Below are 13,700 nucleotides of genomic sequence, written 5' to 3'. Positions count from 1 at the left end.
ATTTGCTGGCTTTATAATTTCATATCCCTTTCGTTTTGATTCCGGTCGAAGTGTCGGGCAATCCCACGGCATGATAAAATAGTGCTAAAAAATGACTATACAGTTATTGCGGAATTCCAAAAAGCTGTCACACTTATAGATAAGATATAGCAACCAGCTATATCGAATCGTGCTGTTTGCCCTGGCATGCCCAGGTACAAATAGATTCCGGTACTGCCGGAATGATATCGCAAAAGGAGAGTTTGTATGAAGAAAGCGTTGTTGTTTGTACTCATCGCCAGCTTGGTCGTCACTGGTCTTTTCGCCCAGGGAGCCAAGGAACAGGCAGTAAAATCGGAGAAGGAAATTGTCATTCTCGTAAAGAGCATGGGAAATGCTTTCTTTGATGCAGTGTTCAAGGGCAGCCAGGAAGCTGCTGCCGAGCTTGGCGGTATCAAGACCACCTACATGGGTCCTCCCCAGGCAACTGCTGAAGGCCAGATCGAGATCATCGAGACCCTCATTGCACAGAGAGTCGCCGGAATCGCCATCAGCGCAAACGACGCCGATGCCCTGATTCCCGTCACCAAGAAGGCCATGGCAGCCGGCATCAAGGTCATCAGCTTTGACTCCGGTATCAACGTAGGCGGACGCATCGTCGACCTGCTTCCCAGCAATGCCGAGCTCATCGGTCGCCAGCAGATTCAGCTTGCCGCCGAGCTTACCGGCTCCAAGGGTGATGTTGCTGTTCTTTCCGCTTCCGCCCAGGCTACCAACCAGAACCTCTGGATTAATTGGATGAAGGAAGAGATCAAGGATGCCAAGTATGCCAACATGAAGCTCGTGGAAGTCGTCTATGGCGACGACGCCCCGGACAAGAGCTATCGTGAAGCTGTCTCCTTGATGCAGAAGTACCCCAACCTCAAGGCGATCATTTGCCCGACCACTGTTGGTCTGCTTGCAACCGCACAGGCTGTCAAGGATGCCGGCAAGGCCGGTATCGTGGAAGTCACCGGTCTTGGACTGCCTTCGGAAATGAAGGGTTACATCCTCGACGGCACCTGCCGCCAGATGGCTCTGTGGAATCCGGTCGACCTCGGCTACACCTCCACCTACATCCTCAACGGCCTCATTGACGGTACCGTCAAGGGAGCTGCCGGCGAGTCCATTCCCGCAGGCCGCATGAACTCCATGAAGGTTGAGAAGGACGGAATCATTTTCATGGGCTATCCGTACGTATTCAACAAGGACAACGTAGAACAGTTCACTTTCTAAGAATCATCATCTTCGGCTCCTGCCGCTTTCGGTGGGAGCCATCTGTTTTGCTTGCATAAGGAGGAACAATGCCGGACGCATTGTTGGAAGTAACCAATCTGACCAAGATATTTCCCGGCATCCGGGCCCTGGACGATGTGAAGCTGTCCCTGCGCTCGGGCGAGGTGCATGCGCTCATCGGTGAGAACGGGGCGGGGAAGTCAACCTTGGTGAAAATCCTCACCGGTGTATATATCCCCACCGGCGGGAAAATTCTGCTAGAAGGGAAGGAAATCTCCTTCAAGAACGCCATCGACGCCCAGCAGGCCGGAATCGTAGCCATTCACCAGGAAGCCTCGATGTTTCCCGAGCTCAGCGTCACCGAGAATATTTTCATGGGGCACCATCTGCGTAATCCCAAGACCAAGAAGCTTGACTGGAAGGCAATGACCGAACAGACCAAGGCACTGCTTGGACGAATGCAGCTGGATATCGACCCTGATACGTTGGTCAAGAACCTCAGCGTTGCCAAACGGCACATGGTTGAGATTACCAAGGCGCTCTCCCTCGATGCCAAACTGGTCATCATGGATGAGCCGACCAGCGCCCTCACAGGACGTGAGGTTGAAGATCTCTTCCGCATTGTTCGCTCCCTCAAGGAGAGCGGGAAAGCAATTCTGTTCATCTCCCATAAATTTGATGAAATTTTTACCATCTGTGACTATTACACCGTCTTCCGTGACGGACAGTATATCGGCGAAGGAAAGGTCAAGGAGAGTACCGAGGACCAGATCATCAATATGATGATCGGCCGCTCGATCGACCAGCTCTATCCCGAGCACACCCCGGTTCTCGGCAAGGAGATACTCAAGGTCGAGAAGCTGAGCCAGCTCGGTGCCTTCAAGCACATCTCCTTCACCCTGCATGAAGGGGAGATCCTGGGACTGTTCGGCTTGGTGGGCGCCGGCCGCAGTGAGGTCGTCCGTACCATTTTCGGCATTGACAAGGCCAGTGAAGGTACCATGTATCTCGAGGGCAAGGCTTTTATGCCTAAAGGTGCGAGACAGAGTATGCATAAGGGCATCGCCTTGGTTCCTGAAGACAGGCAGAAGCAGGGTCTGGTGCTGAAAATGAGCCTGACGCACAACATCTCCCTGCCGGTGCTCAAGCTTCTCTCCTTCAAGGGGATGGTCACCCGCTCCAAGGCTGAGAAAACCTATGTGTTGGAGCATGGGAACCAGATGGAGATCAAGTCGGCCGGCTACCATGTCGATGCCGAGACCCTCTCGGGCGGCAACCAGCAGAAAGTCGTTCTGGCCAAATGGATTGGAACAAAGCCCAAGATTCTCATTCTCGATGAACCGACCAAGGGAATCGACGTCGCCACCAAGGCAGCGGTGCACCAATTCATCTGCGATATGGCTGCAAAAGGAGTGGCTGTCATCCTCATCTCCAGTGAACTGCCTGAGGTAATGGGAATGAGCGACAGGATTCTGGTCATGCATGAAGGCTATCAGACCGCCATTCTCGATGCTCAAAAGTGTACTGCCGAGACGGTCATGCGTTACGCCATTGCCACTGTTGCCCAGGAGGCCGCCCATGCTTGAACGCTCTCCATCCTCCCTGCTGAAAAAGGCCCTCGAGCGCAGGGAGCTGACCCTGATGCTCCTGTTGTTGGTCCTCTTGGTTCCCATCACCATCCGTTCCCCCCAGTTCCTTTCAGGGGAGAATATCAATCGAATCCTCAACGATATGGCCATTCTCTCGATTGTTGCCATCGGTGAGTTCTTCGTCATCCTTTCGAACGGCATCGACCTTTCGGTCGGTTCCATCATCGCCTTCACCGGCATGGCCTGTGGCATGATCAACGAATCGTATGCATCGGTGCCTCCGGTTGTCCTTCTGTTGGTGGGCATGGGCATCGGGCTTCTCATGGGCCTTTTCAATGGTGTACTGGTGGCGTACGGCAAGATTCCTCCGATCATCACCACCCTTGGAACGGTGAACATCTATCGCGGTCTTACCTTTCTGCTCAGCAAGGGCACCTGGGTCACCGCCCATGAGATGTCTCCTTCCTACATCGGCTTTCCCCGCACCACCTTCCTCGGGCTCTCGTATCTCCTATGGATAGCCTTTGTGGTCATTACCGTCTTGTACTATTTCAGTCGCTATACCCGAACCGGGCGTGAGGTGTATGCCATCGGAGGCAACCCCACAGCGGCAAAGTTCGTAGGAGTGAATGAGAACCGGGTCAGGGTTGTGGTGTTTCTCATCAGTGGAACGCTCTGCGGCCTTGCCGGGGCCTTGTGGACGGCCCGGTATGCTTCGGCCGTCAATGAGATGGCCACCGGCTTCGAGATGCAGGCAGTGGCTGCCTGCGTGCTTGGAGGCGTGAATTTCTCCGGTGGAGCCGGGGGCATCATCGGTGTGGTCTTGGGCACCCTCTTTCTGGGAGTGGTCACCAATGCGCTTCCGGTAATCTACTTGTCGGTATTCTGGCAGACCTTCGTCCAAGGCTTGATCATTCTGGTCGCCCTGGCTCTGAATACCCTGTCCGACCAACGCAAGAGTGCCAAATTGCTGGCACAGAGGAGGGGGTAGGCTATGGCTGATAGACAGGATTTAGTTGCAAAAAGCCGACTCATCGACGAAATGTCGGTCAAGAACCGGCTTATCGAGTTCTTTACCAAGTGGGAAGTGATTCTAGTCATCATCTTCACGTTGATGGTTCTCTTCTTCTCAGGCCGGACCCCTTACTTCCTGGATTGGTTCAATTTAATGAATGCAACCTTCCAGTTCAGCGAGAAGGCGATCATGGCCCTGCCGATGATTTTCATCATCATGTGCGGCGATATTGACATATCGATCGCATCCATCATCGCCCTGTGCGCCTATGCGGTAGGCACTGCAGCCCAGGCAGGGGCCTCGATTCCCTCCCTGCTTTTCATCTCCCTGTTGGTGGGAACCCTTGCCGGTCTCTTCAATGGTGTGATGATCACCGGTCTGAACATGCCCGCCATCGCCGTCACCCTGGCAACCCAATCCATGTATCGCGGCATCTCGATCGGACTTTTGGGCGACCAGGCGCGTACCAGCTTTCCTGATGGCTTCGGCATTTTCGGCCAGGAGTTCATCCCGAATACCATCATTCCCTATGAGTTTGTGCTGTATCTTGCGTTGATGCTCCTCTTCGCCTTCATCCTGCACAAGACCACCTACGGGCGGAGGCTGTACGCCATCGGCAACAGTGCGGAGGCAGCCCGTTTCAGCGGTGTGAATGTCAAGCTCACCAGAATCATCAACTTCACCGTCACCGGTTTCTTCTGCGGTCTTACTGCAATGCTGCTTGCCAGCCGTATTCTTTCGGTCCGTTCCAACATTGCAACCGGATGGGATTTGGAAATCATCACCTTGGTGGTTCTCGGCGGTGTTGCGATCACCGGAGGAAAGGGGACCGTCTTCGGTGTTTTCGTAGGTTCCTTGCTCGTCGGCTATTTAAAGTTCGGCATGGGACTGCTCAAGTTCAGCGGCACGCTGATGACCATCGTCATCGGAAGCCTGTTGATCACTGCCGTCCTGCTTCCCAGACTGCTGGACTTGTACAAGGCAAACCGGAAGCTCAGGTTGCAGGCACAACACTAGGAGGATTCCATGCGAAAAGCATTTGTCATGCAGTTGAAGAAAGGATGTGAGGCTGAGTATCAGAAGCGTCACAATGAGATTTGGCCCGAGCTGAAGGCTCTGCTCAGTGAAAGCGGGGTGTTCGACTACACCATTTTCCTTGAGCGTGAAACGGGAAAACTCTTTGCATTCCAGCAGGTCAAGGGCCAGGCAGGCTCCCAGGGTCTGGGTGGAAACCCCATAGTCCAGAAGTGGTGGGCCTATATGGCCGACTTGATGGAGACCCATCCTGACAACTCGCCGGTCTCAACTCCCCTGGAAGAAGTCTTTCACATGGATTAAGAATTTTCTTTCATTTCTGCTTGATTTATTCGGTAAAGCATAATAGAATCGAAAGCATAACGAAAGTAAATTGAAAGCAGGAGCGAACTGGATGTTAGGCCTTTCTCCCAGAGAGGAAAAAATTCTCCAGCTGCTGAAAAGTGGAGAGGAGTACCCGGTCACCCGGCTCAGTCAGGAGTTGGGTGTTTCTGCCGTTACCATCCGAGGGGACCTCAGGGACCTCGATGCCAAGGGCCTGGTCGTCCGCTCGCATGGAAGGGTGGTGGCGGCCTCGTCGCCGCAGGCCTCCTTCCGCGATGGGTCGAACAACTCCCAGAAGGAGTTGATTGCAAAAACCGCAGCCACCTTGGTCAAGGACAATGACTGCATCATGATCACCAACGGTTCCACCTGCTCCCTCATACCCCGCTATCTCTTCGGCAAGCGCAATATAAAAGTGGTGACCAACTCCACCCTTTTACTGCCATATGCGAGAGCCAATACCCAATTGGTGATTACGCTCGTCGGTGGTGAATACCGCCCCCAGGCTGAAGCTCTTGTGGGGCCGGCCGCAGTCAGCCAGATTGAAGATTACCATGTAACGACTACTTTTTTCGGCACCGACGGGTTCACCATGGAGCACGGGCTTACCACCAGTTTGGTGGAGAATGCCCAGGTGGTCCAACGCATGTGCGGCCAGGCAACCAGAAGGGTGCTTTGCGTCGATTCATCGAAGGTGGGCAACCGGGGGTTCGTACGGATCATGCCGGTAACAGAGATTGATACCATTGTCACAGACAGTGGATTTCCGACCGACCTCATCGCCTTGCTCGAGGAGCAGGGTGTCGAGGTCATAATCGCACAGTAGAGGAGAGACATAGATGGCACAACAGGTTGTGATGCCCAAGCAGGGAAACTCAGTCGAGTCCTGCATCATCGTGGAATGGAACGTAAAGCTCGGGGACAAGGTAGCCGTCGGTGATGTGCTGTGCTCGGCCGAGACAGATAAATCCACCATCGATGTTGAATCGACTGCCGAGGGTGTGGTACTCGCCCTTCTGTTTGAAGAAGGTGCGGATGTTCCGGTCATGGTTCCCATCGCCGTTGTCGGCGAAGCCGGGGAGAAGGTCGAGACGGTTGCCATTGACGAGCCGAAGCAACAAGAGGAGCGTGTAAAAGAGGCTGCTCCTGCAGTGGCTGAGAAGGCCGCTGTTGTTACTGCGACCGAGGCCATCGGCGCCAGTCCGCGTGCCAGGGTTTTGGCCGCTTCTGCGGGTATTTCTCTCTCGACTGTCCAGCCTACCGGACCCAAGGGAAGAATCATTGAACGCGATGTGCTCTCTGCCAAAGGCCAGCCGCTTTCACCGGTTGCCCGCCAGCAGGCTCTTGCGCAAGGCCTTCAGCCTCCCGCAAACGGCAGCGGCATCGGGGGCAGGGTGCTCTCAAGCGACCTTGCAGCCAAGCCCGTTGCATCAGCTGTTGTCGAGGATGTCACTGAAATCGCAGTGAAGGGTATCCGAAAGGTTACCGCCAGGAGAATGATGGAGTCGATTCACTCGACCTGCCAGCTCTCCTTGCATGCATTCGCCGATGCCCGGGCGCTCAAGCGCCTCAGGGCCGGTTTCAAGGCTTCAAAGCCTGAGCTTGGACTGAATGGCATCACTATCAACGACCTGGTGCTCTTTGCCGTCAGTCGCACCCTTGTGCAGTTCCCTGCCTTCAACGCCCACTTCCTGGGTGACAAGATCCTGCGCTTTGCCCACGTTCATCTCGGTGTTGCCACCGATACACCGAAGGGTCTGCTGGTGCCGGTTCTTCGTAACAGCGAGCTGTTGAGTCTGAAACAACTCAGTGAAGGAACCAAGGCCCTTATCGGCAAATGCAAGGCCGGTACGGCATCGCCTGACGAGCTTTCTGGGTCAACCTTCACCGTGAGCAACGTCGGTTCTTTCGGCATCGAGGCGTTCACCCCGGTTCTGAATGTGCCCGAGGTTGCCATTCTGGGGGTTGGAACCATCGCTCTCAAACCGATTGAGGACGAGGATGGCGATGTAATCTTTGTTGAACACATCGGCCTGTCGTTGACGATGGACCACCAAGCCGTCGATGGTGCTGATGCAGCACGCTTCCTTAAGGCCCTGATGGACAATATCGCTTCGATCGACCTGTTGCTGGCCCTTTAGGAGAACGGTATGGATAGCTTTGATTTGATTGTGGTGGGCAGCGGCCCCGGCGGATACGTCGCCGCTGAGCGGGCAGGGGCACTGGGTAAAAAGGTCCTCATCATTGAGAAGGAGCACTTCGGGGGAGTTTGCACCAACCGCGGCTGCATCCCCACTAAAAGTCTGCTCAACAGTGCCAAGCTCTACGCCCACGCCCAGGACGGCAAGCAGTTCGGAGTGCAGGCAGAGGGCGTTTCCTTCAGCCTTTTGGATGCCATGGCTTGGAAGGAAGAGACGATAAGGACGCTGAGAAGCGGCATCGAGTTCTTGATGAAATCGAACAAGGTGCAGACCGTGTTCGGCGAGGCGCAGTTTCTTGACGCCCATCATGTGCAGGTAGGCGATACGGTCTACGAGGGTTCGTACCTGATCATTGCAACCGGCAGTTCTCCCTTCGTTCCCCCGATACCCGGCTCCAAGCTCGATCATGTGTTGACCAGCGACGGGATATTGGAGATCAAGGAAATCCCGTCTTCGCTGGTGGTCATCGGCGGCGGTGTCATCGGCATTGAATTCGCTTCCTTCTTTTCCATGATAGGGACCAAGGTCACGGTCATCGAGATGATGAGTGAAATCCTTCCGATGATGGATGGTGAGTTTGCAAAGCTCATGCGCCGCGAGCTCAAGGCCGTCGATTTTCACCTTGGCTGCAAGGTCGAGGAAATTACACCCGAATCCGTGCTCTATACCGATGCAAAGGGTGAGAAGAAATCCATTGCAGCTTCCATGGTGCTGATGAGCGTGGGCCGCAAGCCCAACACCCAGGGCCTTGAGAAGCTGGGGCTGGATATCGACAGGCGGGGTGTGGTGGTCAATGACCGCATGCAGACAAACCTTGCCACGGTCTATGCCATCGGTGATGTCAACGGCCGCTCGCTGCTGGCCCACAGCGCCTCGCGCATGGCGGAGGTTGCCGTCTCCAATATATTCGGTTCCAGATCGATGCGAATGCGCTATCAGGCAATCCCTTGGGCGGTCTACGGCAATCCGGAATCTGCGGGCTGCGGCATCACCGAAGCGGAGGCTGCGAAGCTTGGCATCCCCGTCAAGAGCCAGACAGTGCAGATGCGTTCCAATGGAAGGTTCTTGGCCGAGCACGGCAAAAAGGGTGCCGGCTTGGTAAAGGTGATCTGCCATGCACAGACCGGTGCCATCGTCGGTGTCCACCTGCTCGGACCCTACAGCAGTGAGATGATCTGGGGCGCTTCGGCACTTATCGAGGCCGAGTTGCGTGTCCAGGATGTCAAAGAAATCGTATTTCCCCATCCCAGTGTGTCCGAGCTGATCAAGGATGCTTGTTTCCAGCTCGACCATACCCTGTAAGGATGCAAAGATAAGGAGTTATTATGTCCAAAACACTACCGTTCGACCCTGCAACACTGAGGGAAAAACAGATTATCAAGACCCCTTCCATTCCGGTGAACCAGTACCAGAGTGATTTCAAGAAGGAGCTCAAGCTATACGGAAAGGACCGCCTGGTTCGTGCCTATTATGACATGCTGCTTATCCGCAAATTCGAGACCATGCTCGACACCATCAAGAAAGAAGGGGTGTATCAGGGGATCAGCTATAATCACAAGGGTCCCGCCCACCTTTCAGCGGGGCAGGAGAGTGCTGCTGTAGGACAGGCCATGGTGCTTGAGCCCGAGGATCAGATCTTCGGTTCGCACCGCAGTCATGGAGAAATCCTGGCCAAGAGCATGTCGGCCATCCATAAGATGGAGGACAAGGACCTGCTTGCCATCATGGAAGGATTCATGAACGGAGAGACCTACAAGGTAATCGCCTCCCACTTCCCCGGCAAGGATGTTCGGGACACCGCAGAGAACTTTGTGCTCTATGGTGCATTGGCGGAAATCTATGCCAAGAAGACGGGGTTCAATGCAGGCCTGGGCGGTTCGATGCACACGTTCTTCAAGCCCTTCGGCAGCATGCCCAACAACGCAATCGTCGGAGGTTCCTGCACCATCGCCGTTGGAGCAGCCCTGTATAAGAAAATCAACCGCAAGAAGGGCATCGTCATCGCCAACATCGGCGACGGCTCGCTTGCCCGCGGCCCTGTTTATGAAGGGTTGGTGCTCTCCTCCATGGACCAGTACAAGACCTTGTGGGAGGAGAATCCCGGCTATCCCCCGTTCATGCTCAACTGCTTCGACAACCTGTATGCCATGGGCGGCCAGCCCATCGGCGAGACCATGGGCTACAAGGTGGCCGCACGCGTAGGTGCTGCCATCAACGAGTACTCCATGCACACAGAAAGGGTCGACGGCTTCAATCCCTTGGCGGTAGCCGATGCAACTGCCCGAAAGAAGGAGCTGCTGCTCAAGGGTGAGGGGCCTGCCTTCCTGGATACCCTGACCTACCGCTACAGCGGCCATAGCCCAAGCGATGCAATGACCTATCGCAGCAAGGAAGAGCTGGAAGCGTTCCGCAATCAGGATCCGATTGTAGCCTATGGCAACTATCTGATCGAAAACGGAGTGCTTGTCCAGGCAGACCTTGATGCAATGGACGTATTGCTTGAAGAGAAGATGAGAATGACGCTGCAGATCACCGTCGATCCCAAGCTCAGTCCGATGGTGGATGAGGCTTTTGTCGAATCTGTGATGTTCTCCAACGGCAGCGTCGAGAAGTTCGACGATGCAAAGCCGGCCATGTTGCAGAGCCTTGAAGAGAATCCCAGGGTGCAGCAGATTGCAAAGCGCAACCGCTATGCCTACGACGAGAACGGGAAGGAGTATCCCGCAGCCCGTCAGTATCAATATCGTGATGCTGTCTTCGAAGCCATGGCCCACCGATTCTCCATCGATCCGACCATGATCGCCTACGGCGAGGATCATCGTGACTGGGGTGGGGCGTTCGCCTGCTACCGCGGTCTGACCGAGCTGCTTCCTCCCTCCCGATTCTTCAACTCCCCGATCGCCGAGTCTGCAATCGTCGGCAGCGGCGTCGGCTACGCGATGGCCGGCGGGCGTGCCGTCGTTGAATTGATGTATTGCGACTTCCTCGGATGTGCTGGAGACGAGGTCTTCAATCAGATGCCCAAGTGGCAGGCCATGAGCGCCGGTGTGCTGAAGATGCCGCTGGTGTTGCGCGTGTCGGTGGGCAACAAGTACGGAGCACAGCACTCGCAGGAGTGGACCAGCATGGTAGCCTCTGTTCCAGGGCTCAAGGCGATGTACCCGGCGACTCCCTACGATGTGAAGGGCATGCTCAACTACGCACTGCGTGGGACCGACCCGGTTGTCTTCTTCGAGAGCCAGAAGCTCTACGGAATCGGTGAGATGTTCGAAAAGGGAGGTGTTCCCGAGGGCTACTACGAGATACCCGAAGGGGAACCCGCCATCAGACGCGAAGGAAAGGATGTAACCTTGGTGGCCCTTGGACCCGCCTTGTACACCGCCATTGCAGCAGCGGACAAGCTTGCCGAGCATGGTCTGTCGGCCGAGGTCATCGACCTCAGGTGGATCAACCCGCTCAAGTACGAGATGCTCATCGAGTCGGTCAGGAAGACCGGTCGCTGTGTAATGGTAACCGACAGCGCAGAACGCGGCAGTTATCTGCACACGGTTGCAAGCAATCTCTCAAGACTTGCCTTTGAGCACCTCGATGCCCCGATTGTCATTGCTGGATCGAAGAACTGGATCACCCCGCCTGCTGAGATGGAGGAGTACTATTTCGCCCAGCCTTCCAGCATCCTGGATGCCATCCACGAGCAGATTCTTCCCATCGCCGGCTATACGCCCAAGCACAACTTCACCGACGGTGAGTTCTTCAGAACAAGCCGGAAGGGAGTCTAAGGAAGAGCCATGGATATACAGACGCTTGAACGGGATATCAATGATCGTGATGCCTCGACTCGCATGGCCGCCTCGGTGAAGCTCGGCTCCCTGATACGGGGGGGTGAGCTTGGCCGTACGGTCACCGAGGAGGTGAACAACCATGTGCATACCACCTATTCCTTCAGCCCCTACGAGCCTGCTGCGGCCGCGTATGCGGCCTGGAAGGCAGGCCTCGGAATTGTAGGCAGCATCGACCACGACAGCATCGGGGCCGCCGCCGAGATGCTGGAATCCGGTCGGAACATCGGCATTGCAACAACCGTAGGCTTTGAGCTGAGGGTGAGCTTTCTCGATACCCCCCTTGCAAACCGGAAAATCAACAATCCCGATAGTGAGGGCATCGTCTACATGTGTGTCCATGGTGTTGCAAAACAACACATTCCTGCGGTCGCTTCTTTTCTCAAGCCGCTGCAGGAAGTCCGGAACAAGCGCAACAGGGCGCAGGTCGAGGCATTGCAGGCCTTGGTGGGCCGTTACGGTTTCGACCTTGACTTCGAGCGCGATGTACTTCCTCTCTCCCGTTTTTCTGAAGGCGGTTCGGTTACCGAGCGCCATATCCTGTATGCCATGGCCGGTCAGAGCATACGGATGTTCGGCAAAGGGGAGAAGCTGGTACGTTTCCTGCTTTCCTCCCTCGGTCTTCCCCTCTCTTCCAAACTGCAATCCCTGTTGTTGGACGAGAACAATCCCCACTATGCCTATGACCTTTTGGGAGTCTATAAAAGCAACTTCCTCCCACGTTTTTTCATCCAGCCAGATAGGCAGGAGTGCATGGATGTCCGCAAGGTGGTCGACTTCTCCAACAGCATAGGAGCCATTGCAGCCTATGCCTACCTTGGGGATATCGCCGATAGTGTGACCGGAGACAAGAAGGCCGAGGAGTTTGAGGACTCTTTTCTGGTCGAGCTTATGGACCTGCTGGTCGACTGCCGTTTCCCGGCAGTCACCTATATGCCGCCGCGTAATACGAAGGAGCAGATGGCCCGCCTGCAGTCGCTTGCCAAGGAGCGGGGTTTGATGGAGATCAGCGGGGTGGATATAAACTCCAGCCGACAAAGCATGAATTGTCCTCAGTTGCTTCAGAGCAACGCACGCCATCTGGTCGACTCTGCCTGGGCTCTCGTCGCCCATGAGAAACTCAGCAGTGTGGATGCAAGACTGGGGCTGTTCCATCCCGAGAATCCGCTCTCCGGTAAGAGTCTGCAATCCAGGCTTGAGCGGTATGCCATGTTGGGGCGGGCCATGGACAGCTTTGACCCCTATGCGATCATCGAGAAATTCTAAGGAGAATCCATGACGACGTTTACCTCCAATCTAGCCAACGAAATTGCACCCGTACTCAGGGGCTTGACCTTCGATGGTCAGAAGGGCCTTTTTGTGCACCAGACTTCTGACAAGCAGCCTTCACTGCTTCTTCCTGCAGTAAGGGAAGGGGACTCAGTCGAGGAGGCCTGCGCCCTTTGGAAGCGTTTGCTTTCAGCCTATACGGATGAGCGCCAACTCTATCCCGCAGTGATCGGCATCGACGGATTGTCCGTACAGTACGGTTTGGGTACAAATTACGACGAAGCCGCCCGTGCAGAAGGGGTGAGCGCCCTTCCCACCCTTGCTCCTTCAGAGAGCCGCTCTGATGTGGTGCGGGACAAGATCGCCTTGGTTACCGGCGGTGCCCAGGGCTTCGGCGAAGGCATGGTCCGCTCGCTGGTGGAGATGGGAGCCTTTGTGTATATCGCAGATATGAACGCTGAGGGAGCGAAGAAGCTGGCCGATGAGCTCAACTATGAGGCGTGCATCACGGTGGCAAAGCCGCTTGCGGTCAATGTGACCGATGAGACCTCTGTCGCACAGATGATGGATGAAGTAGCCAGGCAGACAGGCAGTATGGATTTGTTCATCTCCAATGCAGGGGTGCTTCGAGCCGGATCGGTCAAGTCGATGCAGTTGAAGGACTTCCAATTCGTCACCAACGTTGACTATACAGGCTTTTTCATCTGCACCAAGTTCGCCTCCCGGCAGATGGCCCTGCAGAATCTTCCTTCGCTATCCTACTATACCGACATCATCGCCATCTCCAGCAAGTCGGGCCTGCAGGGTTCGAACAAGAACGGAGCGTATGCAGGGGCGAAATTCGGCACCATCGGCCTGACGCAGAGCTTTGCCCTGGAACTGGTCGAGGATAATATCAAAGTGAATGCCATATGCCCGGGAAATTTTCTTGACGGCCCCTTGTGGTCGGATCCCGAGAAGGGCTTGTTTGTGCAGTACCTTAACGCCGGCAAGGTTCCAGGGGCCAAGACGGTTGCAGATGTAAGACGGTTCTATGAATCGAAGGTCCCTATGAATCGCGGTTGCAGAACCGCAGATGTCATGAAGGCGATCCTCTACATAGTCGAACAGACCTACGAGACAGGCCAGGCGGTCCCGGTGACCGGCGGCCAGGTCATGCTTAATTAGGAGACAG

At 55.3% G+C, this 13,700-nt stretch carries 11 protein-coding genes; all 11 read left to right on the top strand.

The features are described from left to right. The first annotated feature begins 246 nt into the window (after positions 1-246). Complete coding sequence (gene rhaS, locus MUG09_RS12305; RefSeq protein WP_244771728.1) at positions 247-1,254, top strand: rhamnose ABC transporter substrate-binding protein; 1,008 nt, start codon at positions 247-249, stop codon at positions 1,252-1,254. A gap of 68 nt (positions 1,255-1,322) precedes the next feature. Continuing rightward, positions 1,323-2,840 (top strand): sugar ABC transporter ATP-binding protein, encoded by a 1,518-nt coding sequence (locus MUG09_RS12300; protein WP_244771727.1) that lies wholly within the window; start codon positions 1,323-1,325, stop codon positions 2,838-2,840. After that, the gene (locus tag MUG09_RS12295) at positions 2,833-3,834 is read left to right on the top strand and encodes an ABC transporter permease (RefSeq protein ID WP_244771726.1); all 1,002 of its coding nucleotides are present in this window, start codon (positions 2,833-2,835) and stop codon (positions 3,832-3,834) included. The genes MUG09_RS12300 and MUG09_RS12295 overlap by 8 nt, the downstream gene beginning before the upstream one ends. Positions 3,835-3,837: 3 nt before the next feature. Then, positions 3,838-4,875 carry an ABC transporter permease gene (locus tag MUG09_RS12290; protein WP_244771725.1) on the top strand — a complete coding sequence of 346 codons (1,038 nt, stop codon included), beginning with the start codon at positions 3,838-3,840 and terminating at the stop codon, positions 4,873-4,875. A gap of 9 nt (positions 4,876-4,884) precedes the next feature. Continuing rightward, complete coding sequence (gene rhaM / locus MUG09_RS12285) at positions 4,885-5,196, top strand: L-rhamnose mutarotase (RefSeq protein ID WP_244771724.1); 312 nt, start codon at positions 4,885-4,887, stop codon at positions 5,194-5,196. A 91-nt stretch (positions 5,197-5,287) separates the two neighbouring features. After that, positions 5,288-6,043 (top strand): DeoR/GlpR family DNA-binding transcription regulator, encoded by a 756-nt coding sequence (locus MUG09_RS12280; RefSeq protein ID WP_244771723.1) that lies wholly within the window; start codon positions 5,288-5,290, stop codon positions 6,041-6,043. A 13-nt stretch (positions 6,044-6,056) separates the two neighbouring features. Continuing rightward, the gene (locus MUG09_RS12275) at positions 6,057-7,358 is read left to right on the top strand and encodes a dihydrolipoamide acetyltransferase family protein (protein ID WP_244771722.1); all 1,302 of its coding nucleotides are present in this window, start codon (positions 6,057-6,059) and stop codon (positions 7,356-7,358) included. A gap of 9 nt (positions 7,359-7,367) precedes the next feature. Beyond that, positions 7,368-8,720: a dihydrolipoyl dehydrogenase gene (lpdA, locus tag MUG09_RS12270; RefSeq protein WP_244771721.1), complete on the top strand. Its 1,353-nt coding sequence runs from the start codon at positions 7,368-7,370 to the stop codon at positions 8,718-8,720. Between the two features lie 23 nt (positions 8,721-8,743). Next, positions 8,744-11,197 (top strand): alpha-ketoacid dehydrogenase subunit alpha/beta, encoded by a 2,454-nt coding sequence (locus MUG09_RS12265; RefSeq protein WP_244771720.1) that lies wholly within the window; start codon positions 8,744-8,746, stop codon positions 11,195-11,197. 9 nt (positions 11,198-11,206) lie between these two features. Next, positions 11,207-12,523 (top strand): PHP domain-containing protein, encoded by a 1,317-nt coding sequence (locus tag MUG09_RS12260; protein ID WP_244771719.1) that lies wholly within the window; start codon positions 11,207-11,209, stop codon positions 12,521-12,523. 9 nt (positions 12,524-12,532) lie between these two features. Then, positions 12,533-13,693: an SDR family NAD(P)-dependent oxidoreductase gene (locus MUG09_RS12255; RefSeq protein WP_244771718.1), complete on the top strand. Its 1,161-nt coding sequence runs from the start codon at positions 12,533-12,535 to the stop codon at positions 13,691-13,693. The last annotated feature ends 7 nt before the right edge of the window (positions 13,694-13,700 follow it).

The organism is Sphaerochaeta associata, assembly GCF_022869165.1.
GTDB classification, from domain to species: domain Bacteria; phylum Spirochaetota; class Spirochaetia; order Sphaerochaetales; family Sphaerochaetaceae; genus Sphaerochaeta; species Sphaerochaeta associata.
Note: the sequence above shows the minus strand (reverse complement) of the source record. Positions and strands in the feature narration are given on the sequence as shown.